Source organism: Candidatus Uhrbacteria bacterium (assembly GCA_016699205.1).
Lineage (GTDB): Bacteria > Patescibacteriota > Patescibacteriia > 2-12-FULL-60-25 > 2-12-FULL-60-25 > CAIXDN01.
In genome coordinates this window covers 292,485-314,627 of record CP064964.1, presented here as the reverse complement: position 1 = coordinate 314,627, position 22,143 = coordinate 292,485, and the positions used below count along the sequence as shown (strand labels likewise).

Genomic DNA, 22,143 nt, shown 5'->3' with positions numbered 1-22,143 from the left:
TATGGAACGAAAACAACTCATTATTATCGGTTCGATCCTCAGCGGCATAGCCGTTGTCGGTCTTATTATTCTTGTCGTGCTTCTTCGCATCCGAGCTACCGCGGATCTGCAGCCGATCACGACGATCAACACGCCTTCTGGTCCTGCGGTCCTCGTACCGGTTGGAAATGGTCAAATGAATGCAGAGCGTTCGCGGTTGGCAGAACAGGAGCTTGAGCGCATAGCAGCAATGCCAAAAGATACCGACGGTGACGGCTTGAGCGATGATCAAGAAGCGCAGCTTGGATCTAACCCGGCAGAAGGGGATACGGATGGCGACGGGTATAATGACGCGGAAGAAGTAAACGTTCTTAAATCAAATCCAACGCAGGCGGATGCAGGGGCGGTGGAAAAGAGAATTGAAGAAACGAATCGCCGTCTCTCTACGGTCTCATCAACGAGATCCGTGACCTCCTCGCCAACAACACCGTCTCAGCCCGAGGCGCCAGCGGCAGCAACTCCAAGTCCCGACGCCGACGGCGATGGCCTCACGATAGAACAGGAAAGAAATGTCGGTACGGATCCAAACAATGCTGATACGGATGGAGACGGACTCACGGATCGCCAAGAAGTTGAAACCTATAAAACCGACCCGCTCCGTGCCGACAGTGACAATGACACCTTTAAAGACGGTAGCGAGGTACAATCAGGGTATAATCCGCTTGGTCCAGGCCGCTGCGCTCGCGAGACATGTATTCCCTGATCCCTGACCACCGATCACTGACACCTGCCCTATGAACCCTCCTGCAAATCTTCCATTTGAACCGCTGACGCCTCCTCCGGCTCGGGCTAGCTCTTCTGTTCCGCCGCCCCCGCCAACACCGCCCACGGCTCCGCCTTTAGCACCGCCAATTGTGCCTTCCGCTCCTGCTCCAGTACCTGCGCCCAAGCCGGGCGTAGCAGAGCCAGAGGATATTTTCTCCAACATGGAGAAGCCGGGTAGTTCTGGTATGGGCGCACGTCCGTCAGCACCGCTTGCGCCAGAGATCGTCCACCATGTTTCTTACGGAAGAATTTTTGCAATCATCGTCGTTGTTCTGCTTGTTGTCGCTGGTGCGGGATTCGCCTTTTGGTGGTTCGTGATTCGTACGCCGGTAACTCCGCCCGTGATCACGCCGCCAACACGACCATCAACAACGACAACGCCGACGCCACAGCCAACAACACCTACGCCGGTTCCTTCCGCACCTGCATCTGCGCCAGCCGTAACACCAACACCTGAACCAACGCCGATCCTTCCTCCAGTCACAACTCCTCCAGACGGCGTCAGTATCCCTCTTCCGACCAGTGTTACCAATGATCCGCCGCCAGTCGATGAAGTTCCCACAACCACGATGCAGGCAGAAGCTGATGCGGATGGAGACGGATTATCCGATCGTCGTGAAACCGAGCTTGGTCTCGATCCGGCAAAACCAGATTCAGATGTAGACGGAGCGAGTGATGGCGATGAGGTCATGAAGTATGGCACGAATCCTCTAAACCGCGACACCGACCGCGATACCTACGATGACGGAGCAGAAATCAAGAACGGCTACAATCCTCGTGGAGAAGGTAAATGCTCCAAGCCTGACTGCACACTCTAAACTATGTTGCCCCCTCCGCCTCCAGGCGCTCCCGCTCAACAGCCGCCAACATCCGGTCCTGCTAATGCAGGACCGGAGATTGTCGTGATGCCAGAAAAATACTATGGCATGGCTTTGAAGATGGAGGGAAAGACGCAAGCCGAGATGGAAAAGTCGGCCCTACCAAAACCGGTTGTTCCACCGCCTGCCAAAGCCCCGATGCCTGGTCCGCTGCCAAAGCGCCCGATCTGGCCTTTTGTTGTACTCATCATCATCCTTTTGCTCTTGGTTGTAGGCGGCTTTGTCTGGTTCAACCGCGACCTGTTGTTCAAGCCGCCCACACAGCCAGTTGTTACACCTCCGGTGGTCGTTCGTACGCCTCCTAACGCCGCCTCTAACCTCACAGCGTCGATCGCTAGCGGCACAACCGCCGTGGCCTTGGCATGGATTGATACAGCTGGCGATGAGACGGGCTATCGATTAGAGCGCCGAGAAACAGCTGCTACCTATGTTCCGGTCACCAACCTTCCTTCTAATAGCACGAGCTTCCTCGACGTAAGCGTTCAAGCTGGTCGATCCTATTCCTATCGTGTGATCGCGATCGGCGCAGGCGGAGAGTCATCGCCATCAAACGAAGCAAATGTCGATGTTGCCTCCACGATCCCTGCCCCGGTTGTGCCAAGCTTGCCGCCTGGCGGCCTCGATTCCGACTCGGATGGTTTGTCTGATATTGAAGAAACGGTCTTCGGCACCGACTCACGCGTTCCAGACACCGACCGCGACGGCTTCCTCGATGGTAACGAAGTGTTTCATCTCTATAACCCAGGTGCCACCGCCCCTGTCCGTTTGGTCGACTCCGGCCTCGTGACGCCATTCGTTTCTCCAGCTGGCTGGTCGATCTTTGTACCAAAGGGTTGGACCTCAAGTCTCGATGCAACGGACGGATCCAGGGCAACGGTTCGCTCCGGTCAAGGTGAAACGTATCGCATCGAGCTTGTCGACAATGCTCAGGGTCAATCGCTGCTTGAATGGTATTTGGCGGCCAATCCGGGTGTTCCATCCACGGGTCCGCGCGCGATTACGACAAAGGGAGGTTTGGAAGGTTTGCTTGGCGCAGATCGTCTCGATGCGTTCTTTGCCTGGGACGGAAAAGTCTTCAAGATCGTCTACGATAACGGCACCAAACCTTTCATCAACTTCCGAACGAGTTTTGAAATGATGCTGAACTCCTTGCGCTTAAGCGGTGCTCCGGTTTTAAGTCCGGAAATCGTAAACGCGGCACTTCAAGGACCAGGTGACTTTATTTCAACAACCTCGTCGGCAACTTCGACGACCCAGACGCCATGATCGTTATCGAACTCGCCAATCGTTTACCGGCTATGTTGAAACCGGCAGACATGCGCAAATTAGAAAAAGAACTCGCGCGTGTTTTGCGTACGCGTTCCAAAAAAGTGGCAAGCTTGTCGTTCGTCACGGAATTGGCGATGCAAAAATTAAACAAAACATTCCGTCACATGAATAAGCCGACGGATGTTCTTTCGTTTTCCCCAGCCCCTGCCCCTACTGAAAACCGACACCTGAAAACGGAGCACTACCTCGGCGACATCGTCGTGTGTGTTCCGTATGCAAAACGCGAAGCCGCTCGCCGCGGAATGACGCTTCGTGAAGAGCTGCTGCGTTTAATCGCTCACGGAGTTTTGCATTTGTCAGGATTTGACCATGCAACAGCCAAAGAAGAGGAAAAAATGTTTGGCTTGCAAGAGCGCGTCGTGGACGCAATCATATCCGTATGAGCGCCTTAAAGTCTTTGGCCCGTAGTTTTGGCCATGCCTTCCGTGGCCTCGCCCTCGCTTTCCGTAGCGAGCGCAGTTTTCGACTCCAGGTCGTAGCTGCTTTTGTGGTTATGGTGGTCTTATTCGTTCTTCCGCTTGACCTTTGGGAACGAGCAATTCTTTTGCTTGTGACGATGTTCGTCCTGGTGCTAGAATTGCTCAACAGTAGCTTGGAGCGTCTTGTTGATCTCGCAAAACCTCGGTTGCATGAATATGCCGGTGACATCAAAGATTTGATGGCCGGAAGCGTGCTCTTGGCCGCCATGTTTGCCCTGGTCCTTGGTTTGTTGATTCTTGGTCCAAAACTCGCTGATATCGCCATGCGCTTATGAAGGACCGCATTCTCGCCGGCATCGACCTAGGAAGCTCCGCCATTCGTTTGGCGGTTGGCCAAGTTGTTGTTGGTCAGGATAAGCGCGAGACGATCAATTTGATTGGTGCGGTAGAAGTTCCATCCGCCGGTATCTCCAAAGGCGCTATCAAATCTTTGGACGATGCAACCGCCGCCGTTTCCGCCTGTCTCGATCGCGTCGAGCGCCAAATCGGCGTTCCGATCAACGATGCCTATATCGGAATCGGGGGAGTTCATGTTCATGCGAAGACAGTTAAAGGCGTTGTTGGTGTTTCACGACCAGATTCTGAGATTCGTGAAGAGGACCAGGCACGCGTGCTCGACATGGCATCAGCCAATGCGAACCCGGCTAATTTTGAAATACTTCATCGTATCCCTCAACGCTTTACGGTCGATGATCAGCCAGGGGTCCGCAACCCGGTCGGCATGCAAGGCGTGCGTCTGGAAGCAGAAGTCTGTTTGATCCAGGGGCTATCAAGCCATGTCAAAAACCTGACGCAAGCCGTCATGCGCACCAATGTCGATGTAAGCGGCCTTGTTTTTTCGCCGCTCGCCGCCGCTGATGCTGTCGTGACCTCGCGTCAGCGCGAGCTAGGTGTTGTTCTCGTAAACATCGGTGCATCCACGACATCGGTAGCTGTTTTTGAGGACGGTGAACTACTCCACGCTTCCGTTATCCCAATCGGCGCAGATCATATTACAAACGATATTGCTATTGGTTTGCGTACATCGCTTGATGTCGCGGAAGCAGCTAAGCGTTCTTTTGTAAGCGCTATTCCAGAAGGGGTAAATCAATATGACATGGTCGATCTCCGCGAGATCGGCGCTGCAGAAGCAGAATTGGTAAGCCCGCGCTTCATGTCGGAAATTGCACAGGCTCGTGTAGAAGAATTATTTGAAAAAGTAGAAGCAGAACTTCGTAAAATTGAGCGCTCAGGTTTGCTTCCAGCTGGCGCGATTCTGACCGGCGGCGGCTCCAAGCTCCGCGGTATGGTTGAGATGGCCCGTACGACACTGCGCCTACCGGCTTCATTGTCGCCGGCTCCACAGATCTCATCGCCGCTCGGCGAGGTGTTGCATGACCCGGCTTTTTCAACAGCGATCGGTTTGCTTTTATACGGATTTGAAGACGAGCGAGACCCGGCAGGCTCCGGACGCATGGGTGGCTTGCAAGCGGGAGATCAATGGCTGAAGAAAGCAACCAATCCTCTCAAGAAGATTTTCAAATCGTTCATCCCGTAGGGAGGCTATGGTCACGCAGCATAGTCACGCATCATAATGCCCAGTCTTTTGCGGCTGATGATTATGTTGCGTGATTATGGAGTCTTGACACAATGGTTTGCCCTCATGATGCATAGAGCGTATTGTCATCGGGTAAAGAACATTTTTTGTGTCAACGTAGAGGAAATTGAACCATCGATGTACTCAAATATATGGCTGAAGTCAAACCTGATATCGAAACATTTGCGAAGATCAAAGTCATCGGAGTCGGTGGCTCTGGTGGTTCTTCTGTCGATCGCATGATCGCTTCCAAAATTCGCGGCGTCGAGTTTGTCGCCATGAATACGGATGTTCAAGCACTCCACAAATCACAAGCAACGTTAAAAGTACATCTTGGTAAAACGGTCACGCGCGGTTTGGGGGCAGGCATGAACCCCGAAGTCGGGCAGCGTGCCGCAGAGGAGAGCGCGGATGAAATTCGCGAGCTTCTCAAAGGCACGGACATGGTTTTTGTAACTTGCGGACTTGGAGGCGGAACCGGAACAGGCGCAGGCCCTGTTGTTGCCGCGATCGCAAAAGAAGTAGGCGCGCTCACGGTTGCTGTTGTTACCAAGCCATTTGCTTTTGAAGGTGCTCAGCGCCGCGCAATTGCGGAGCAAGGTTTTGAAAAACTCGTCGGACAAGTCGATGCCATCATTACGATTCCGAACGATCGCATTTTGCAGATCATCGACCGGAAGACTTCTTTGGTTGAAGCCTTTGAAACCGTCGACGACGTTCTTCGTCAAGGTGTTCAGGGTATTTCCGAGGCGATCACCGTTCCAGGTTTGATTAACGTCGACTTTGCCGACGTGCGCACTGTCATGGCTGGTCGCGGCTCCGCTCTCATGGGTATTGGTCGCGGACATGGCGATAACCGCGCGATCGACGCCGCCAAAGCTGCTGTCGCATCGCCGCTTCTTGAAGTCTCGATGGACGGCGCCAAAGCCGTGCTCTTCATTGTCACCGGCGGTTCCAACCTCGCAATGCAGGATGTTACGGAGGCGGCCAAGATTATCAGCCAGGCCGCAGATCCAAATGTCGCCATGATCTGGGGCACGATTCTTGATGAGAGCATGAAGGATGAAATCAAGATTACGGTCATCGCCACTGGCTTTGAAAAGAATTCCGTTTCTGCCAAACCAGCCAAAGTAAATTTCGCTCCTGCTCCAACGCCGGCCCCAGCTCAAGCGCCCGCTCCGGCCAAACCGAACCCAGCGCCGATGTCGCAGCAACAGCCGCGCTCTTACGTTAATGAAGCGCCTCCAGCGGAGCCATTGAACCGCATGCCGATCCAGAATCCGCGCCCAGCCGCAAATCAGCAGGGCGGAGGATTCTTCTCCAACATGCTGAACTCATTTGGTAATCAGCCAAATGAAGCAGAGGCGCAGCGACAGCCGGAAATCGCAGAAGAAGCTCCGGCCCCGGCACCAGCACCAGCGCCACGCCAGATGGCTCCGGCCCCAGCTCCTGCTGCCCAGCAGCCGCATGTAAGCCAACCGGTTTACGCGCCGATGAATCCGCGTCCGGTACAAGCGCCTCAGTCAGCTCCGGCGCCTAAAAAAGCAGCCAGCGAGGATGATGAATTGGAAATCCCGGCTTTCATCCGCAAGAAGATGATGTAGGATGGGGCTATGCATTGCCCTGTCTGCAACGATCCGGAAACGCGTGTCTTAGACACGCGTCTTTCGCAAGACGGAACTTCCATTCGCCGTCGCCGCCAATGCGATCATTGTGAATATCGATTCTCCACGCTGGAAGAAATCGAATTATTGAATATCACGATCGTCAAACGCGACGGCTCGCGCGAAGTCTACGATCGCGACAAGATGGAACGCGGCCTAAGACGCGCCTTGGAAAAGCGTCCGCACACCGCCTCCGACTTCCGTGGACTCGTCCACGCGATCGAGCGCGATCTCCAGCGTATCGACTCGACGGAAATCCGCAGCCAGTCCATCGGAGAGGTGGTGATGGATAATCTCAAAACCTTCGACAAAGTCGCTTATATCCGTTTTGCCTCGGTTTATCGCAGTTTTGAGGACGTAGACACCTTTCAGGCTGAGCTGGATCGACTTCGTGCAAGCAAAGGAAAGTCGCGCAAATCCGGTAGCAAGAAATAAACAGAATATTCAGGTATAATACCGGATATGCAGCCTCGCTTGCTATCCGGTCTTTTATTGGTTGCTACCATCTGTACTAGCTTTGTCTCTGGTGCGGCTGGTGGCTATTTTGTTATCACGCAGCTCGGAGAGCGTGGCGAGGGAATTCCGATCCCGCTATCTAGCATCCCATCTGTTTCTTCGGAGCCGGTTGCTGATCTCGTGGATCGCGTCATGCCCTCCGTCGTTTCCATCGATATCTTGTCCAAGGAAGAAGGCGAAGATCCGTTTGGTGATCGCTGGATCAATGCGCGAGGCCGCGAGCAGATCGCCGGAGGATCGGGATTCTTTATTTCAACGGACGGCCTCATCGTTACCAATCGTCATGTACTCGATGGAAAAGATGTTGAGTATGAAATCGTCACAAACGACGGAAGAACATATCCCGCAGAAGTTCTGGCAATCGACTCTGTACTTGATCTTGCTGTTCTGAAGGTTGAAGGTACAAATTTTCCAGCGCTTGAGCTCGGCGATAGCGATACGGTCCGGCCTGGCCAATCCGTCATCGCCATCGGCAACACGCTCGCAGAATTCCAGAACTCTGTAACGATGGGAATTGTTTCCGGAGTGAACCGTCGTCTCTGGGCGGGTGACGATGAAGCAACGGCAGAAATTTTGGAAGAAGCTATTCAAACCGATGCCCCGATTAACCTCGGAAATTCCGGAGGTCCATTGATCGACCTCCAAGGCCGCGTCATCGGTATCAATACAGCGGTTGGCGAAGCGCAGTCTCTTGGTTTTGCCCTGCCGGCAAATGCTGTCCGCCGTGCCGTTGATTCCGTTCGCCAATTTGGCCGTATTGTCCGTCCATGGATTGGCATTCGTTATGATATGGAAGTCGAGGGTGCGCGTATTGCCGAGGGAACACGCAGCGAGCCAGCTGTGCTCGTCGACTCTCCTGCAGAAAAGGCCGGCTTAAAGCCAGGTGATCTAATCACTTCTTTTGCAGGAGAAAAACTCGATGTCGATCATCCGCTTGCAGGACGTATGGCCAAGTTTAATCCAGGAGATGTCGTAACGCTTGTCGTCGAGCGCGGTGAAGAAACCCTGAATATCCAGCTCACGCTCGGCGATCGGGCAAGTATTGAATAATATGGTTAATAAACATACAAAAATTGTTTGCACGATCGGTCCCGCTTCCGACACCGTCGACTCACTCGTGAAGCTGGTTGAAGCGGGAATGAATGTTTGCCGTCTCAATTTTTCACATGGTACGCATGAGCAGCACGCGGAGCTCATCAAGCGCATCCGTGAAGCCTCGGAGAAAACAGGTGAACCACTCTGTATCCTTCAGGATCTCCAAGGGCCAAAAATTCGCGTAGGTGAACTGCCAGAGGCTGGTGTCGAGCTCGTCGCCGGAAAACCGATTATCTTTACTTCCGGAGACGGCGAAATTCCAAAGAAGATTCCTGTCACATACCCAAACCTCCACGAAGACGTAAAAAAAGGTCAGCGTCTACTGCTCGACGACGGTCTGCTTGAGGTCGTTGTAAAATCCGTAAAAGGGGAGGATGTAAACTGCGAAGTAATTACAGGTGGCACGCTCAAATCCCACAAGGGCCTGAACCTTCCGGAAACCGATACGCAAATCTCGGCCATCACAACCAAGGATGAAGAGGACATCGCCTTTGGCGTCTTGCAGGGCGTCGACTGGATCGCGCTTTCATTTGTTCGTAAACCAGAAGATGTTCAGGAGTTGCGCAAGCTCATCGGAGATCCGGGAATTAAAGTCATTGCCAAAATTGAGAAGCCAGAAGCCGTCGCCAACATGGATGCGATTATCGCAGAGGTCGACGGTATCATGGTTGCGCGCGGCGATCTTGGTATTGAGATGCCGGCTGAAAAAGTTCCTGTCATTCAAAAAGAGCTGATTGCCAAATGTCGATTAGCCGGCAAGCCCGTCATCGTCGCAACACAAATGCTCGATTCGATGATCAAGAATCCGCGAGCCACGCGCGCAGAAATTTCCGATATCGCCAACGCGGTCATCGACCACGCCGACGCAACCATGCTTTCTGGAGAAACCGCTAGCGGCGCCCATCCGCTTGAGGCGGTAAAAACCATGACAGCAACGATCATGGAAACCGAGAAAAGTAAGTATGACGACATCACGCCGGAAATGCGCCGTACCGAGGAATCAGAAGTCGCGATGACCAATATCGCCTCGATTCTTGGCCGTGCAAGCAATGCAAAAGCGATTGTCGTCGCCTCGCTCACAGGAGATTCTGCGCGCCTTGTTTCTCGCGAGCGTCCGGATCAACCGATTTACGTCATGACTACCTCGGATCGTGTTGTTCGTCAGCTGAATGTTTCCTGGGGTGTTCGTGGTTATGTTGTCGCAAAAGCAGATTCTGTTCCAAAACTGATTGAAGAGAGCCTGGAAATTCTCAAAACAAATAAGCTCGCTGCCTCCGGCGATGAAGTTGTGATCGTAGCAGGGGAGCCGCTCGGAGAATCCGGATCAGTGAATTTGGTCGAGCTGCGTAAAATCTAATCCCATTCCCGAATCCGTTTTGAATAATCTGGTAGATCGCCAATTTCTTGCGATCGTTCTGTAACACGGTATTTTTTGCGTGCCTCATCAAGTGGTAGATCCGTATCAAGTAGTCCGTGCTTCAGCGCAAAGGCATCCGCATAACCCGTGACATAAGCTTCCCAAGCCGTATTTGGAATCCGGTTCGGCGTCACGCGATTCACATGCCAAGCAATGCGCGAGGTGCAATTATCCGTAACCGTGTTGTACCACTGCGGCTTTTCCGCCAAACGATTCATTTCCTGCAAAATATCAGCCAAGAGCAATCGTCCTTTTTCCGGCGTTGTCCGTACCGGATAAACATACAAATCATCTTTGCGGATATTGGCGCGCACAAGTAATGCATCTCGTTCATCAGCCGCGATATACATCAATGGATATGTTCGCAGCAGCCCAAGCGAGAGGCGATATTTTTGACCCTTAACCTTTCGCGCCTCGATCGAGATGCTCAAATAATCGCCATTGGAGAACTCAAAAGAAAGAAAGGTATGCGCAGCAACACTGATCTCTTTAAACGGCTCGCTCACATACCAGACCTTGGAAACCTTGGAGAGATCATAGGTTTTATCGTAATACCCCGGAACAAGATCCGCCTCTTCCTCGCTGCCTTTGTATTGAAAGTTCCGCACATTTTTTACCGTAACCAGATCGCCATGAAACTCCGCCGTCGACAAGCGGGATAGGGGAGTTTGCCAGTTGCCTTCCGTCGGAACTTGTTTGGTTGCCTGCCAAATAAGAAAAATCGCTACCGTTATGCCTATAATGACAAGAATATAGCGCAGGAAGAATCGTATTTTTGCCCAATGCATAGATAGGGATAAGCGTAGCACATTGTCACCTTGTCGGATCGCAGAGCGTCGGTTAATCTATGTCTTCCGTACCTTTGAAAGGAGTGTGGGTAATGGATGGAGAACGAGTGTGGGAACATTTTCTGACCATTGAAGGCGAGCCGCTCGTGAAACAGGAGACGGATGAAGTCATCCTCTTTGCGGAAGGCGACAAGACGATGGCCGTGTTCTGGCGGAAGCGGCAGGACCGTCTGATCGTGGTCCCGAAACATCAGGGAACCGCGATGCGTCCGCTCAACAGCTTTGTGAACTTGTATCTCTCGGAAGAGGGGTCCGAGACCACCGGCTTTCAGTTGGACTTGTTCTCCCGTGCTTCGCTGCATGTCTGGAGAATGCTCGGTCGTGAAAAAACCGAGCGCGTCTTTCTGAGCGAGATCCTCTCGTTCTACGAGGGGATGTACGACCTCACGCGTCGTCCTGCCAACAGGCACGACGCCAACTTCCTTGCGGAAAAGTTCGAGGAGCTTCGTGTCCGGTTCGGGTACATCACGATCCTCGAGCCCGACTTCGCTCGGATGAAGCCTCTTTGATCCATTGACGCGCTCGTCAGGCTGTGATTTAATCGCAGCCCACAAGGAGGTTCCTGAGTGCTCGCTTCATCGCTGCCCAAAACCCTTGAGATCGAGTTCCTCGATCAATGGCTGAACCATCGGCAAAAGCCATTCGAGTTCAAGCTCGATTCCGAATGCGTCCGCGGCTACGTCGTCGAGGCCCATCTGACGCCAGGCGACCCACCGCACGAGAACTTGCTCGTCCTCGTCCCGGCGCTGACCTTCCGCGGACATCCCCGCGACAACCCCGATCGTCGCACGATCCGCTTCTCCCACATCCTGAACAGTCGCCGACTCGACTGACCTGCTGACCACCCCGCCAGAAACTTCTGGCGGGGTTTGTCATTTATGGAAAACAAAAGCCTCCCTTTCGGGAGGCTTTGTATATGGCGGGTGCGAAGGGATTCGAACCCTCGATCTTCTCCGTGACAGGGAGACGTGTTAACCGGGCTACACCACGCACCCACGTGGTCTGATTCTTGACGTCGCCAAGCGTTAGGTGAACGATGACGATATCTAGGCGCGGAAAACTTTACCAAAGCCCTCGCCGTCTGGCAAGCCCTCTAAGCCTTATGTTCGCCCTTATTCGCCACGCCGGATACCATCTCGGCAATGGATCCCTGACCCCTGACGGGGCCGAGGCGGTTAATGAATTAGGAGCGGTTTTACAAGGTCTTGGGCCTTGGTCAGAGCTCCGCTGCTCGCCCAGCACCCGTACCCAGGAAACGGCTGTAATCCTGTCAGGCTTGCTGAATATCCCGATGACTACCGATGAACGGATCGGCATGGACGGCGATCTATCCGACCTTCTTCCGCCCACCGAGCCCAATGGCATTATCTTCATTAGCCACCTGCCCGTCCTAAGTCGATGGCTACGCTCCTGGAGCCGTGTTTTTGGGCAGGAAGAGCCGCCGATTACAGAAATCGGTTGCGGCTATTTGATCGATGCTGAGGCTAAAACGATGCGGCCTGTCGGACCGTTGCCAAAATCCTCAAAATAAGGCAAGCTCCAAAACAGGTCCATTTTACCCGGAGATAAACGCATGCCTCGCGGATACCGCGTGGTCGCGACTCCGGAGCGTTTTCCGGATGATCGCGACTTTGGAGCCAAGCTCGCATATGAAGGGGAGGAGATCGTGCTCCTCGTTCCCCAGAAATTGCTGCCACTCCTCGTCGATCGCGTTATCAACGAGTCAGAGATGCTCTACGCATTGGTCATGACCGATCCGCGGGCTGTTGCACACCAGCTGGATTGGTCGCTTTCGCAAGTCACCAAATCGTTCCGCGGCCTCAAAGCCGTCCTGCAAAATCCTCCCATTAGGCCGAGCAAGAAAAGAACCGGATAACACTGCGCCCCCCTCCCAAAGCTTTGGGAGGGGGCGATGTCGTTTTTTTTGGAGCGTCTTGGCAGGGGAAAGCGCACGCGTCAAACTATCTCTCATGAATAACTCGCCATGGATTGCGCAGCTCAAGCGCACGCGCCCGGAAGATCGCCTAGACGGCAACAAAGAAGCCGACATCGCGATCATCGGCGGTGGAATCGCCGGATTATCGACCGCCTACTATACGCTCAAGAACACAAAAAAATCCGTGATCTTGCTCGAGGCGAATCTTGTTGCTCATGGCGCAACTGGTCACAATGCCGGCCAAGTCGTGACATATTTTGAGAAGCCGGTAAAAGAAATCGTTGCAGAATACGGCCTTGATCTCGCTGCGCATGCGCAAGACGCTATCAATACGGCTTGGACAGACTTGGAAGAGGTGATCCGTGAAACAAGTATGTCGTCAACGCTTTACGCATGCACCGGCTATCTCGGCTGTTCTACAGGAGCGCAGTTCGCCTCTTTTCTTGAGGATACCCTCTGGCTTTCCAAGGCAGGAATGAAAACAGATATCCATCTTGTCTCGCATGAAGCCGCAGAAGCCTGGGCAGAAGAGTTGAAGCCTTATTCCAAATTTTTTAGCGTGGTTTCGCACAAGGAAATTCTCTCACTGCTCGAGACAGACGATGCGCAATACAAGGCGGCGGCTGCTGCGCAAAAAGGCTGTCTCAACTCGGCGACATTCACAGAGGAGCTCGCCGGATTCTTGCTGAAGAATTATCCGGATCGTTTCCAGCTTTTTGAACGCAGCCCGGTCGGTGTTGTAGAGCTGGAAGAAAAAGGCGCCTCCCTCCATTCAAATGGACATCATATTGATGCTAAGCATATCGTCCTTTGTACCAATGGTTTTGAGCAGATCACGCTCATCAACCGCTATGGGCAAGAGATTGATAGCCGTTTCCATGCCGAGATTCAAGGAACGATCGGCTACATGAGCGCCTGTCTTGAACCGGTCGATCGTCCGCCGACGGCAATCAGCTATTTTCCAAAAGACACCAAAAAATCAGAGCAGGGAGATATCTATTTTTATTTGACTCGGCGTCCGCATGAGGCCGAGAAGCGCGTACAGCATAACCTGGTATGTCTCGGCGGACCCGAGGAAATGCTGCCGGAAAATAAAACGTATAACAGAAACGCGGCTTTTCCGCCTAAGATCGCAAAAAGTCTCCAAACGTTTATTCGTAGAACCTATCAAAACGCTCCGGAAGTCGGAAAAGAATTTGATTTTTACTGGCATGGGCTCATGGGCTACACCAAAACAGGTCTGCGTATTATCGGCGCCGAGCCTTGTAACCCGGTCTTGATGTACAACCTTGGTTGTAACGGAATCGGAATCCTTCCATCGCTTTACGGCGGTAAGAAAATTGCATCTATACTCGCTGGTAAAAAACAAAAACCTTCAGTTTTTGATCCGAAGGATTTGCGGTGCGCAATCTAGTCGATCTTAGGCGGGGAGCAGGAGTAGCCCCGGAGCCCAGCCATGAAGTTCCTCCGGCACTTCGATCGCTCCAAGGTGATGGGCGGCGACAAGGGCGGAACGGATACATTCATACTCGGCCTTAAAACCGTGATAACCCGGATACCAGATATCTGGATAGAGTTCTTGGTTCGCCATGATTTCATCAAAGCTCACCCAGCGGAATTCATCGACTTCACCCGGCTGAGGCGTAAACGCTTCAATCGGCTTATCAATAAGCGCGACATAGTCATGCATCCACAAGCGGGGACCATCGGCGCGGGTCGTGCGCCACTTTACGAGCTGGTCTGCCGTGATCTCGATGCCAGCCTCTTCCATCACTTCCTTTAAGGCATTCTCGTCACAAGTCTCGCCAACACCAACGTGGCCGCCGAGATGGGTGTACCAAGCGCCAGGCATGCGTTCTTTTTGCATGGAGCGCTTATGACAAAGGATCTCGCCGCGCGAGTTCAAAATAAAGATGTTGGTTGAACGGCACCAAGCTTCCGCGGCAATCGCTTCATTGCGCGGGAGGATCTGGCCGGTCGGTTGCCCGTTACGGGCATGTACAATTTCTAACTGTTCCATAGACGATGATAAGACCCGTATAGGGGTCTAAAAACGACGGCCGCCGGAGGCAAATCCGTCCTGAATCTTAATAAGTATTGACCTGCACGAGTGAGCTAGGGCTCATCTCAAGAATTTTGCTAATAACCCTGTTCTTAGCGACGTTTCTTGAGACAAACAAGCTGTAGCACTCAGATTAACTATAGCACTTTTTGGGGCTTTTGTCAAGCAAATTGTGTTTAAATATTACCAAAAAATTAACCTTGCTTACGCTTGTACGCGCGCTTCACGGCTTTAGCGATATCGCTCGCTTTCATTCCATATTTCGCGAGCAGCTCCTCGGTTTCCCCGGATTCACCAAAAGAATTCTGCATGCCGATATTTTCAATCGGCGCCGGTTGCTTTCGGCCTAGTGTTTCGGCAACAGCGCCGGCCAAACCTCCGGTGACTTGATGCTCTTCAACCGTGACACAACAGCCCGTTTTCTTAACGCTCTTCACCAAAGTCGTTTCATCAAAAGGTTTGAGCGTATGACAGTTCAGGACTTCAACATCGATCCCATCTTTCGCGAGTAGCTCGGCAGCTACCAGCGCTTCATAGACAAGCGGTCCGCAAGCGGCGATCGTCGCATCTTTTCCCTCGCGCATTACATTTGCTTTACCGATTTTGAATGGCGTTTTCTCGATCGTCATCACTGGTGTTTTTTCTCTCGCAAATCGGAAATACGCTGGACCAACCATTTTAGCGAGCGCAATCGTTGCTTTCTTTGTCTCGAGATAATCACAAGGAACGACCACGGTGAGATTGGGGAGTACGCGTGTAATGGCGATATCCTCTAGCGCTTGATGGGTTGCACCGTCGGGACCAACAGAAATCCCGGCATGCGCGCCGGCCACTTTTACATTCGCGCCGGTATAACAAACCGACACGCGCAGCTGATCCCAATTTCTTCCCGGGACAAATACGGCGTACGAGCTCACAAATGGAATTTTTCCAGCCAGCGCCATGCCGGCCGCAACACCCATCATGTTTTGTTCGGCAACCCCGCATTCTACAAATCGATCCGGATACGCTTTCTGAAAAAGATGCGCACGCGTCGACTCCGCCAAGTCACCCGTCAGGACGACGACGCGTTTATCTTTCTTGCCGATCTCGACCAAGCCGTCCCCATAACCATTACGCGTCGGGATTTGCTCGACGTCCTTGCGGAACAGTTTTGGATGAAGAGGAACGGCTGGCATAGTCATTATTTCTTACCCATCACACGGCGCAGCATCCAGCGTACAAACCAGGCAATCAAACCAAGAACAATGAGAATCGGTAGTACAAGACCGACAAAGAATACCGCAAAGGCGATCAAGGCATCGGCTAATCCCTGGAGACTCTCGACCAAGGCGCGCATAGCCTCTTTAAGCGTCTCGCCTGGCTTCCAGACGCGTGTAGGAGCTTCTACGCGAGCTTCTTCCGTCATGGTGACGCTCAACGTTGCGTAGCTCGTTCTATCCTCAAGGCCGCGCATCTGGCCTTCCATCTGCTCGATACGGCTACGTACTTCACCGAGACGCGATGTCACATTGAGCGTGTCTTCAATCGTGCGTGCATCTTTCAAGATTTCCATGTACTGCGCTTCCTCAGCTTTTGCTGCCTTGAGACGCGCCTCCAAATCGACATACTGGTCCGTCACATCTTGGCCATTTTCCGATTCATCAAAAACCGTCGAGGCGAGCATTTTTAACGAGTCGGCGACGATACGGAATTTATCCGTCGGAATACGCAAGGTTGCATACGCGGTCTTTACACCGGCGCGATCATTCAAATTTGCACTCGCGACAAATCCGCCATTCTGCTCCGCGATCAAACGCGCTTCTTCAAGACGCTTGGAAGCATCATCAACGCGCAAGGTGAGCGATCCATTGCGGATAATCTTTTGTCCAACGCGATCGCGGTCATCTGGTCCGGCGCCTGGAGTCGTCGGCGGCATGATTGGTGACGGTGACGGATAGTAGGCAATGTCAGCGGCCTTGCCAGCCTCTTCTCGCTGCACCAAATAACCATCGTCCATGGCCATGGGGGCAATCGAGCCAACAGCCATGCCTCCGCCAAAGCCACCCGCCGTGCCCTGCGACTGCTCGGCAAAACTAGAGTTCTTAAGACGCAAAACCTGTTCTGTAGCTTTCCAGATCAAACCAACGGTCAAAAGTGTTAAAACAACTGACGCTACGACGATGTAGATGAATGGGCGCGCTGGGCGCATAGGGGATGGAGGCATAAAATGTTATTGGTGTTCGCTTGTTATCTGTCCTTGCAGCGTTCTTAGTTCGATCATGGCTTCCTTGGCTTCTTCTTGGTTTGGCGGTTTCCCATGCCATTCAAAACGATTTTCCATGAAGCTCACGCCTTTACCCGGTATCGTGTGGGCGATGATCACGGTTGGCTTTTCATAAACCGCCTTTGCTTCACCGACCGCATCCAGGAACTGCCCAATATTGTGTCCGTCGATTTCTATCACGTGCCAGTTGAAGGATCGCCATTTATCAGCCAAAGGCTCAAGTGGCATGATGTTTTCCGTGTAGCCATCAATTTGGATGTTATTGCGATCAACGATCGCGGTCAGATTCCTCAAACGTTCCTTTCCAGCCAACATGACAGCCTCCCAACTTTGGCCTTCATCCAGCTCGCCATCGCTCATCAGGCAGTAGGTTCGCCATTTAGCATCATCCATACGCGCCGCCAAAGCCATGCCGACAGCCTGAGACAGTCCTTGGCCGAGCGGACCGCCGCATGTCTCAATACCCATGTCAAAATGGTTATTGGAGTGTCCTTGGAACGGGCTTCCCATCTTGCGCAGCGTTTTTAAAAAAACATCGCGCTTGGCAAATCCTCGCTGTGCCAACGTTGCATAAAGCACAGGGCAAATATGCGCATTGGAAAGGACAACGCGATCGCGATCCTCGTCATTGCGTGTTTCCGGCGTGACATTCAATACGCGGAAATAGAGTGCGGTAAAAATATCCGCCATCCCAAGCGGTCCAGCCGAGTGCCCGCTCTTGGCAGCGACGAGCGCCGTAATGATGTCTTGGCGAATGGCATACGCCTTTTTCTCGAGATCCGAGATCGTCATCATTGGCTGCGATTTAGACCGCATCATAAAACCATCATAACATAAAAACACCCCGTTGACGGGGTGTTTTTATGTTGTTTTTAGTTCGAGTACATTCCTGAATTATATTCCTGCATGTACTGCTCTTTTACCTCATCCGGAATCTGTGCCTGGACTTGGCGCATGTATTCCATGAAGGCTTCGCGATCAAAGTCTGCCGGCATCTGATCAGCTGGAATTTGGCTCAGAATAAGCTCAACAAAGGCCATCCATTCCATATCAAGATATTCCTCAGGAACCTTGATATTACCTTCCATCAAGAACACGTCCTTCTCCATTTCGCCTGCCGTCATACTCGTTGGCTTTGGAAGGGAGGTCTCCTTCTCAGCCATCTCCATGCGCTGCATAGCACCCATCGTGATAGGGAAGCCGACGATCTCGTCAGAATCCGCATCTACCGTACGTGCGATCTGCACGTTCGACTCCGCGACCTTCACCTCGACCTTGCCTGGCTGATCAAGACCGACACCAAAGCTTGTGCCGCGCACCGTAGCGACAACATTTGAAGCCTTCACCTCAAAACTGGATCCCGCAGAAAGAAGTTTCTCAAGACGCGTCCAGATGCGTCCGCTCTCAAGCTTTAGCTTGCCATGATCCCTTCTTCTGTTTCACCCTGCTGAGCTACCGTAATCGTCAGCTTTGTATTTGGGGCGATCAACGTGCGACCATACCCTGACCAACCGATCTCTGCTCTTCCATCAGCTCCGGTCTGAATTTCGTCATTGACGAGAAGTGGCATGAATGGGGAAAGTGCAAGAATCTCGCCTTCACGAGTAACGGTAACACTACCGTTGGCATTTCCGAGTGTTGCAACCGTTCCCGCAGTTACCAATGACTCTGAATCAATCTCATCTCCGTACCCATCGTCACCAAACATGTCTAATGCAGATGTGTCATCGTCAAACATCGAGTCCGTTGGTCTTGTGATCTCGTTTTGCATTCGAGACATCCACTTGCCTTGGATGTCGCTTTGGCTAAGCCAGAAAACTTCACCGACAATGACAAGCAGCAAGAGGGCAATGAGTCCTAGGGTTTTCTTCAACATATGGCGCTATTCTACGCCGTTTCGGAGAAAAAACAAACCCCGCCGGATTGGCGGGGTTTGTCGGCTGTAACGCTTGACTAGTTCACGACGTTGATGGTGGCTGTGTTGGCCGGGTTGATGGTGTCGCGGTATTCGAACGAACCATTCGTGTCGAACTTGCGCTTGTACTCGCCGTTGGCAGCAATGTCGCCAGAGGACCAGCCGGAGCCGGTTACATTGTGGACATTGTTGTCGCGGTTCGTCCAAGTGACAGTCGTTCCGCGCTTGATCGTGACGGTCTTTGGAACAAAGCCGTTGTCGACGTTACCAATGGTAATCGTGGCAAGGGTTTCATCCATCTGCTTGTCTTGAGCGATGGTCGCAGTGAGCGTCATCACGTCAGCTGGCTTGTACTCGGCGGAAAGTTCAATCGGGTTACCAACGCGGTAGTTGGTGAAAAATGCATCCGGTACGTCGTCGATGCGGCTCTTCCAAGCAAGACCAAATAACGATTCAGCGATCTGTTCCGTCTTGACCCAGCGGAGCACGCCGTTCTGGTCGACAGCGTAGACTTTAGGATCGGTCGTGATCTTAACCATCTTTACTCCTGGGCGATAGGTCACGTTTCCTCCCAGCGGGATGGAAGCGAGGGCGCCGTCGCTAATGCGCTTCACACCGTTAAAATTGGTGTACCAGGTGAAGTAGGTTTTGTCGTTCGGGAAAACAAAGCGCTTTCCAGTCGGGGCAAAGTAGTAAACGGTGGAACCGGAGCCCTTGATCAAGTCACCAGCAGAAAAAGCGCTAGTAACAGATTGGGCCTGGGAAGCGAGCGGAGCGGCCATCATGGCGAGCGTGCCGGCTGTAGCCAAACCGCGGCGAAGCAAATGCTTCATAAAGTGTGGATAGAGGGAAAAGAATTAAGCAATACTAGAATGGCACACAAACCATTACTGCACAAAGACGGTTGTCGAGGTGCCCTGTCCGATGAAACCGGAGTTATCCTGCGCTTTACCGATAGCGCGCACCTGTCTGGCGGTGCTCCACGGTCCGATATCAGCTGTACAGATGCTAGTCATGCAATGTTTTACCAAAGTATCATCGATCCAAATTTCCGACCAAGCAATACCATTGTCATCCGTGGCGCGGACGGTTACGTCAACCGTTTCACCGCGGAAAATAGTATTCTTACCAGGCTCGACGGATACAAGCGGCCGCTCATTCTCAACGACGGTAATATGTTTGGTTTCCGTCTGCTGCGCTGTGCCATTCGTGTCACGCAGAATCGCATAAACAGAATGTACGGTTCCAATCGGCGAGAGCTCTTCACCTGTGTAGCGGCACTGTTGCTGGTCGGTACATCCTCGAACACTGTTTCCATCAACAAAAATATCAATCGTTCTGGCGATAAAGCGGTCATCAGAGTCAACAACGACTTCACGTAGACCATTCATGCGTACTTCAGGTCGCGTAACGTTGATCGAAATGCCTGGAACGCCGCCGCTCTGTAAGCTGACCGTGCTCGTTGCATAGGCGCGCTGACCCATAATCCATTCAAACCTGGCAACAGTATCAGCGGTTTCTTTAGTCCCATTCATCTGCACGTCGCTGCTGCATGGGCTGTATTCGCAGCGCTTATAAAAGACTCCATCAAAGAAGAGGGTAATGGCCGAGATCTCTGATGAACGGTTGGCAATCGCCAAAACATTAATCGATGTATTAACGGCGGCATTATTGCTTGAGAGTTCGATGCTGCCGCTATAGACCGGCGGAATCGGAGTCGTGGTGGTCGGAGTCGGAGTCGGGGTCGGCGTAGGAGTCGGTGTCGTCAGTCCGCGATCAACAGCGATCGAGCTCGCCGTTGTCATTTCTTGATTTGGAGAAAAATCTGTTGCGGATGCAATCGGTGCGCCAACCCGGTAGTTAATGAAAAAAGAATCCGGAATATCATCGACCTTCGTGCTCCAATCCGTACCGTACAAGTCGCGGGCAACACCCTCGGTCATCACCCAGCGCAGTGAGCCATTCGCTCCAACGGCATACACTTTTGGATCAGTCGTAATTTTTACCAAACGCAATCCTGGTCGATACGTCACATTTCCGCCAATCATGAGCGCCCCAAGTTCCGCATCCGAAATGGTTTTAACGGAATCAAATCCGGCATACCAAGTCTTGAATGTTTTCTCTGTCGGGAAAACGTAGCGCTTGTTATCGACGCCATAATAATAAACCGAGCTCGTCGATCCTTTAATCAGATCGCCAGGGGAGAGAGCTGCGGCATGTGACATGAGTGGAACCAGCGCCATGGCAGCAGATGCTAAGATCAGGGAAATTCTCTTCATATGCTGGAAAGTATAGCACGCAAGGTCTCGCGCGGGTCAGGGGTTTTAAAGAGGGCGGAAGCAAGGTTGATGCGGTCGGCGCCTGCCTCGGCGATTGATTTCAAATTGTCGAGTGTAACCCCGCCGTCAAAACCGACAAAGATCGCAGGGTTGATATGCTTTACCGCAGAAATCTTTTCAATCGTCGACGCGATAAGTTTTTGTCCGCTCCATCCAGGGGTCACGCCTAACACGAGTACCTCATCGATTCTCTCAAGATAGGGGAGGAGTTTTTCAACCGGCGTCTCTGGAGAGATCGCTAAGCCGCACTCGATGCCCAATTCACGGCAGTCTTCGATCGCGGCCGTGTGATCCATCGGAATTTCAATGTGCCAAATCGCCCGTTCAAGCTGCGGGACGCGTCGCCAAGCCTGAATCGTGAGACGTGGATCGCTCACCATCAAATGTAATTCGATGCCCAGCGTCGTATCGATCGATCCCGCTTCATACCAAGATCGATTTGCAACAAAATGTCCGTCCATACAATCGATCTGCACGCTCGTCACCAAACCCTCGACCATACGCAGCCGCTCGATGAACGTCTGTTCATCTTGGACGAGAATGGCCGGAATGATTTCCGTGTTCATGTATCGAGTTGATTCACGCGCCGCACATGCCGCTCGACTTTACTCGGCTTTGTTTTCAAAAACTTCATGACAATCTTTTTCGCGAGAGCCGGCTTTGTCACCCATCCACCTAATACTAAAATATTTGCATGATTATGTTCGCGTGACAGTTTGGCGTCTTGTTCCGTCCTCGCAACGATCGCTCGCGCGCCTTTGTAACGATTGGCGGCAATATCCATACCGTGACCCGTTCCGCATACGAGCAGTCCCAAACTGCCTACTTCATGCAAAACCGCCAACGTCACTTTTATAGCAGCGAGGGGATAGTCATCTTCTTTCACGAGGCGGGGCGACAAATCGCAGACCGGAAGCTTGGCCTTGGTTAACGCTTCCTTGAGCGATTCCTTTAATTTGAAGCCCGCATGGTCGGCTCCGAGATAAATCATGGGTTTGGTTGGCATAAAAATGGCTTGA

At 52.5% G+C, this 22,143-nt stretch carries 26 protein-coding genes and 1 tRNA gene; 14 read left to right on the top strand and 13 right to left on the bottom strand.

All coding sequences use genetic code 11. The features are described from left to right. The first annotated feature begins 1 nt into the window (after nucleotide 1). The 10 genes from IPH19_01615 to pyk all read left to right on the top strand — a co-directional run bounded on the left by IPH19_01615 (nucleotide 2) and on the right by pyk (nucleotide 9,698). On the top strand, nucleotides 2-742 hold the full coding sequence (locus IPH19_01615) for a hypothetical protein (protein ID QQR61142.1): 741 nt from the start codon (nucleotides 2-4) through the stop codon (nucleotides 740-742). A gap of 31 nt (nucleotides 743-773) precedes the next feature. After that, nucleotides 774-1,622: a hypothetical protein gene (locus IPH19_01610; protein ID QQR61141.1), complete on the top strand. Its 849-nt coding sequence runs from the start codon at nucleotides 774-776 to the stop codon at nucleotides 1,620-1,622. Nucleotides 1,623-1,625: 3 nt separating this feature from the next. After that, the gene (locus IPH19_01605) at nucleotides 1,626-2,948 is read left to right on the top strand and encodes a fibronectin type III domain-containing protein (protein QQR61140.1); all 1,323 of its coding nucleotides are present in this window, start codon (nucleotides 1,626-1,628) and stop codon (nucleotides 2,946-2,948) included. Beyond that, nucleotides 2,945-3,394 (top strand): rRNA maturation RNase YbeY, encoded by a 450-nt coding sequence (gene ybeY / locus IPH19_01600; GenBank protein ID QQR61139.1) that lies wholly within the window; start codon nucleotides 2,945-2,947, stop codon nucleotides 3,392-3,394. Before IPH19_01605 ends, ybeY begins: the two co-directional genes overlap by 4 nt. Next, nucleotides 3,391-3,765 carry a diacylglycerol kinase gene (locus tag IPH19_01595; GenBank protein ID QQR61138.1) on the top strand — a complete coding sequence of 125 codons (375 nt, stop codon included), beginning with the start codon at nucleotides 3,391-3,393 and terminating at the stop codon, nucleotides 3,763-3,765. The genes ybeY and IPH19_01595 overlap by 4 nt, the downstream gene beginning before the upstream one ends. Beyond that, nucleotides 3,762-5,027, top strand: coding sequence for a cell division protein FtsA (gene ftsA / locus IPH19_01590; GenBank protein QQR61137.1), 1,266 nt, complete (start codon nucleotides 3,762-3,764; stop codon nucleotides 5,025-5,027). The genes IPH19_01595 and ftsA overlap by 4 nt, the downstream gene beginning before the upstream one ends. Before the next feature lie 191 nt (nucleotides 5,028-5,218). Continuing rightward, entirely contained in the window at nucleotides 5,219-6,670 is a 1,452-nt protein-coding gene (gene ftsZ, locus IPH19_01585; protein QQR61136.1) for a cell division protein FtsZ, read from the top strand. A 9-nt stretch (nucleotides 6,671-6,679) separates the two neighbouring features. Next, a complete protein-coding gene (nrdR, locus tag IPH19_01580; GenBank protein QQR61135.1) occupies nucleotides 6,680-7,165 on the top strand; it encodes a transcriptional repressor NrdR in 486 nt (161 codons plus the stop codon). Nucleotides 7,166-7,192: 27 nt separating this feature from the next. Next, on the top strand, nucleotides 7,193-8,296 hold the full coding sequence (locus IPH19_01575; GenBank protein QQR61134.1) for a trypsin-like peptidase domain-containing protein: 1,104 nt from the start codon (nucleotides 7,193-7,195) through the stop codon (nucleotides 8,294-8,296). A 1-nt stretch (nucleotide 8,297) separates the two neighbouring features. Further along, nucleotides 8,298-9,698, top strand: coding sequence for a pyruvate kinase (pyk, locus tag IPH19_01570; protein QQR61133.1), 1,401 nt, complete (start codon nucleotides 8,298-8,300; stop codon nucleotides 9,696-9,698). On the opposite strand, the gene IPH19_01565 is transcribed toward pyk, so the two are convergent. Continuing rightward, nucleotides 9,695-10,546 carry a DUF4105 domain-containing protein gene (locus IPH19_01565; protein ID QQR61132.1) on the bottom strand — a complete coding sequence of 284 codons (852 nt, stop codon included), beginning with the start codon at nucleotides 10,544-10,546 and terminating at the stop codon, nucleotides 9,695-9,697. The two genes, pyk and IPH19_01565, sit on opposite strands and share 4 nt — an antisense overlap. Before the next feature lie 59 nt (nucleotides 10,547-10,605). On the opposite strand from IPH19_01565, the gene IPH19_01560 reads away from it, so the two are divergent. Then, nucleotides 10,606-11,115, top strand: coding sequence for a hypothetical protein (locus IPH19_01560; GenBank protein ID QQR61131.1), 510 nt, complete (start codon nucleotides 10,606-10,608; stop codon nucleotides 11,113-11,115). A 66-nt stretch (nucleotides 11,116-11,181) separates the two neighbouring features. Here the strand turns inward: IPH19_01560 and IPH19_01555 are convergent, their stop codons facing one another. After that, a complete protein-coding gene (locus IPH19_01555; GenBank protein ID QQR61130.1) occupies nucleotides 11,182-11,412 on the bottom strand; it encodes a hypothetical protein in 231 nt (76 codons plus the stop codon). A gap of 111 nt (nucleotides 11,413-11,523) precedes the next feature. Beyond that, nucleotides 11,524-11,601 (bottom strand) — tRNA-Asp (locus IPH19_01550). A 107-nt stretch (nucleotides 11,602-11,708) separates the two neighbouring features. Between IPH19_01550 and IPH19_01545 the strand changes: the two genes are divergently transcribed. The 3 genes from IPH19_01545 to IPH19_01535 all read left to right on the top strand — a co-directional run bounded on the left by IPH19_01545 (nucleotide 11,709) and on the right by IPH19_01535 (nucleotide 13,956). Then, entirely contained in the window at nucleotides 11,709-12,137 is a 429-nt protein-coding gene (locus IPH19_01545; protein ID QQR61129.1) for a histidine phosphatase family protein, read from the top strand. A 42-nt stretch (nucleotides 12,138-12,179) separates the two neighbouring features. Continuing rightward, nucleotides 12,180-12,482 (top strand): hypothetical protein, encoded by a 303-nt coding sequence (locus tag IPH19_01540; GenBank protein QQR61128.1) that lies wholly within the window; start codon nucleotides 12,180-12,182, stop codon nucleotides 12,480-12,482. Nucleotides 12,483-12,576: 94 nt separating this feature from the next. Further along, on the top strand, nucleotides 12,577-13,956 hold the full coding sequence (locus IPH19_01535) for an FAD-binding oxidoreductase (GenBank protein ID QQR61127.1): 1,380 nt from the start codon (nucleotides 12,577-12,579) through the stop codon (nucleotides 13,954-13,956). 6 nt (nucleotides 13,957-13,962) lie between these two features. Here the strand turns inward: IPH19_01535 and IPH19_01530 are convergent, their stop codons facing one another. The 10 genes from IPH19_01530 to IPH19_01485 form a co-directional block, all read right to left on the bottom strand. Next, on the bottom strand, nucleotides 13,963-14,562 hold the full coding sequence (locus IPH19_01530; protein QQR61126.1) for an NUDIX domain-containing protein: 600 nt from the start codon (nucleotides 14,560-14,562) through the stop codon (nucleotides 13,963-13,965). A 236-nt stretch (nucleotides 14,563-14,798) separates the two neighbouring features. Further along, a complete protein-coding gene (locus tag IPH19_01525; protein QQR61125.1) occupies nucleotides 14,799-15,782 on the bottom strand; it encodes a transketolase family protein in 984 nt (327 codons plus the stop codon). Nucleotides 15,783-15,787: 5 nt separating this feature from the next. After that, on the bottom strand, nucleotides 15,788-16,810 hold the full coding sequence (locus IPH19_01520) for a DUF4349 domain-containing protein (protein QQR61124.1): 1,023 nt from the start codon (nucleotides 16,808-16,810) through the stop codon (nucleotides 15,788-15,790). A 6-nt stretch (nucleotides 16,811-16,816) separates the two neighbouring features. After that, nucleotides 16,817-17,665: a transketolase gene (locus IPH19_01515; GenBank protein QQR61353.1), complete on the bottom strand. Its 849-nt coding sequence runs from the start codon at nucleotides 17,663-17,665 to the stop codon at nucleotides 16,817-16,819. Between the two features lie 77 nt (nucleotides 17,666-17,742). Continuing rightward, complete coding sequence (locus IPH19_01510) at nucleotides 17,743-18,264, bottom strand: hypothetical protein (GenBank protein QQR61352.1); 522 nt, start codon at nucleotides 18,262-18,264, stop codon at nucleotides 17,743-17,745. A 17-nt stretch (nucleotides 18,265-18,281) separates the two neighbouring features. Beyond that, a complete protein-coding gene (locus tag IPH19_01505) occupies nucleotides 18,282-18,746 on the bottom strand; it encodes a hypothetical protein (protein QQR61123.1) in 465 nt (154 codons plus the stop codon). A 77-nt stretch (nucleotides 18,747-18,823) separates the two neighbouring features. Next, nucleotides 18,824-19,618, bottom strand: coding sequence for a hypothetical protein (locus tag IPH19_01500; GenBank protein ID QQR61122.1), 795 nt, complete (start codon nucleotides 19,616-19,618; stop codon nucleotides 18,824-18,826). A gap of 54 nt (nucleotides 19,619-19,672) precedes the next feature. Beyond that, entirely contained in the window at nucleotides 19,673-21,064 is a 1,392-nt protein-coding gene (locus IPH19_01495; GenBank protein QQR61121.1) for a hypothetical protein, read from the bottom strand. Then, nucleotides 21,061-21,690 carry a hypothetical protein gene (locus IPH19_01490; GenBank protein ID QQR61120.1) on the bottom strand — a complete coding sequence of 210 codons (630 nt, stop codon included), beginning with the start codon at nucleotides 21,688-21,690 and terminating at the stop codon, nucleotides 21,061-21,063. Before IPH19_01490 ends, IPH19_01495 begins: the two co-directional genes overlap by 4 nt. Continuing rightward, nucleotides 21,687-22,130, bottom strand: coding sequence for an RpiB/LacA/LacB family sugar-phosphate isomerase (locus IPH19_01485; GenBank protein QQR61119.1), 444 nt, complete (start codon nucleotides 22,128-22,130; stop codon nucleotides 21,687-21,689). The genes IPH19_01490 and IPH19_01485 overlap by 4 nt, the downstream gene beginning before the upstream one ends. Between the last annotated feature and the right edge of the window lie 13 nt (nucleotides 22,131-22,143).

Bases quoted from the DNA above. Each gene is read 5' to 3' on its own strand.
- IPH19_01490 (QQR61120.1), bottom strand. From the start codon at position 21,690: ATGAACACGGAAATCATTCCGGCCATTCTCGTCCAAGATGAACAGACG.
- IPH19_01495 (QQR61121.1), bottom strand. From the start codon at position 21,064: ATGAAGAGAATTTCCCTGATCTTAGCATCTGCTGCCATGGCGCTGGTT.
- IPH19_01540 (QQR61128.1), top strand. From the start codon at position 12,180: ATGCCTCGCGGATACCGCGTGGTCGCGACTCCGGAGCGTTTTCCGGAT.
- IPH19_01575 (QQR61134.1), top strand. From the start codon at position 7,193: ATGCAGCCTCGCTTGCTATCCGGTCTTTTATTGGTTGCTACCATCTGT.
- IPH19_01485 (QQR61119.1), bottom strand. From the start codon at position 22,130: ATGCCAACCAAACCCATGATTTATCTCGGAGCCGACCATGCGGGCTTC.
- IPH19_01595 (QQR61138.1), top strand. From the start codon at position 3,391: ATGAGCGCCTTAAAGTCTTTGGCCCGTAGTTTTGGCCATGCCTTCCGT.
- IPH19_01535 (QQR61127.1), top strand. From the start codon at position 12,577: ATGAATAACTCGCCATGGATTGCGCAGCTCAAGCGCACGCGCCCGGAA.
- IPH19_01615 (QQR61142.1), top strand. From the start codon at position 2: ATGGAACGAAAACAACTCATTATTATCGGTTCGATCCTCAGCGGCATA.
- pyk (QQR61133.1), top strand. From the start codon at position 8,298: ATGGTTAATAAACATACAAAAATTGTTTGCACGATCGGTCCCGCTTCC.
- nrdR (QQR61135.1), top strand. From the start codon at position 6,680: ATGCATTGCCCTGTCTGCAACGATCCGGAAACGCGTGTCTTAGACACG.
- IPH19_01545 (QQR61129.1), top strand. From the start codon at position 11,709: ATGTTCGCCCTTATTCGCCACGCCGGATACCATCTCGGCAATGGATCC.
- ftsA (QQR61137.1), top strand. From the start codon at position 3,762: ATGAAGGACCGCATTCTCGCCGGCATCGACCTAGGAAGCTCCGCCATT.
- ftsZ (QQR61136.1), top strand. From the start codon at position 5,219: ATGGCTGAAGTCAAACCTGATATCGAAACATTTGCGAAGATCAAAGTC.
- IPH19_01565 (QQR61132.1), bottom strand. From the start codon at position 10,546: ATGCATTGGGCAAAAATACGATTCTTCCTGCGCTATATTCTTGTCATT.
- ybeY (QQR61139.1), top strand. From the start codon at position 2,945: ATGATCGTTATCGAACTCGCCAATCGTTTACCGGCTATGTTGAAACCG.
- IPH19_01610 (QQR61141.1), top strand. From the start codon at position 774: ATGAACCCTCCTGCAAATCTTCCATTTGAACCGCTGACGCCTCCTCCG.
- IPH19_01520 (QQR61124.1), bottom strand. From the start codon at position 16,810: ATGCCTCCATCCCCTATGCGCCCAGCGCGCCCATTCATCTACATCGTC.
- IPH19_01530 (QQR61126.1), bottom strand. From the start codon at position 14,562: ATGGAACAGTTAGAAATTGTACATGCCCGTAACGGGCAACCGACCGGC.
- IPH19_01515 (QQR61353.1), bottom strand. From the start codon at position 17,665: ATGATGACGATCTCGGATCTCGAGAAAAAGGCGTATGCCATTCGCCAA.
- IPH19_01525 (QQR61125.1), bottom strand. From the start codon at position 15,782: ATGCCAGCCGTTCCTCTTCATCCAAAACTGTTCCGCAAGGACGTCGAG.
- IPH19_01500 (QQR61122.1), bottom strand. From the start codon at position 19,618: ATGAAGCATTTGCTTCGCCGCGGTTTGGCTACAGCCGGCACGCTCGCC.
- IPH19_01560 (QQR61131.1), top strand. From the start codon at position 10,606: ATGTCTTCCGTACCTTTGAAAGGAGTGTGGGTAATGGATGGAGAACGA.
- IPH19_01605 (QQR61140.1), top strand. From the start codon at position 1,626: ATGTTGCCCCCTCCGCCTCCAGGCGCTCCCGCTCAACAGCCGCCAACA.
- IPH19_01505 (QQR61123.1), bottom strand. From the start codon at position 18,746: ATGTTGAAGAAAACCCTAGGACTCATTGCCCTCTTGCTGCTTGTCATT.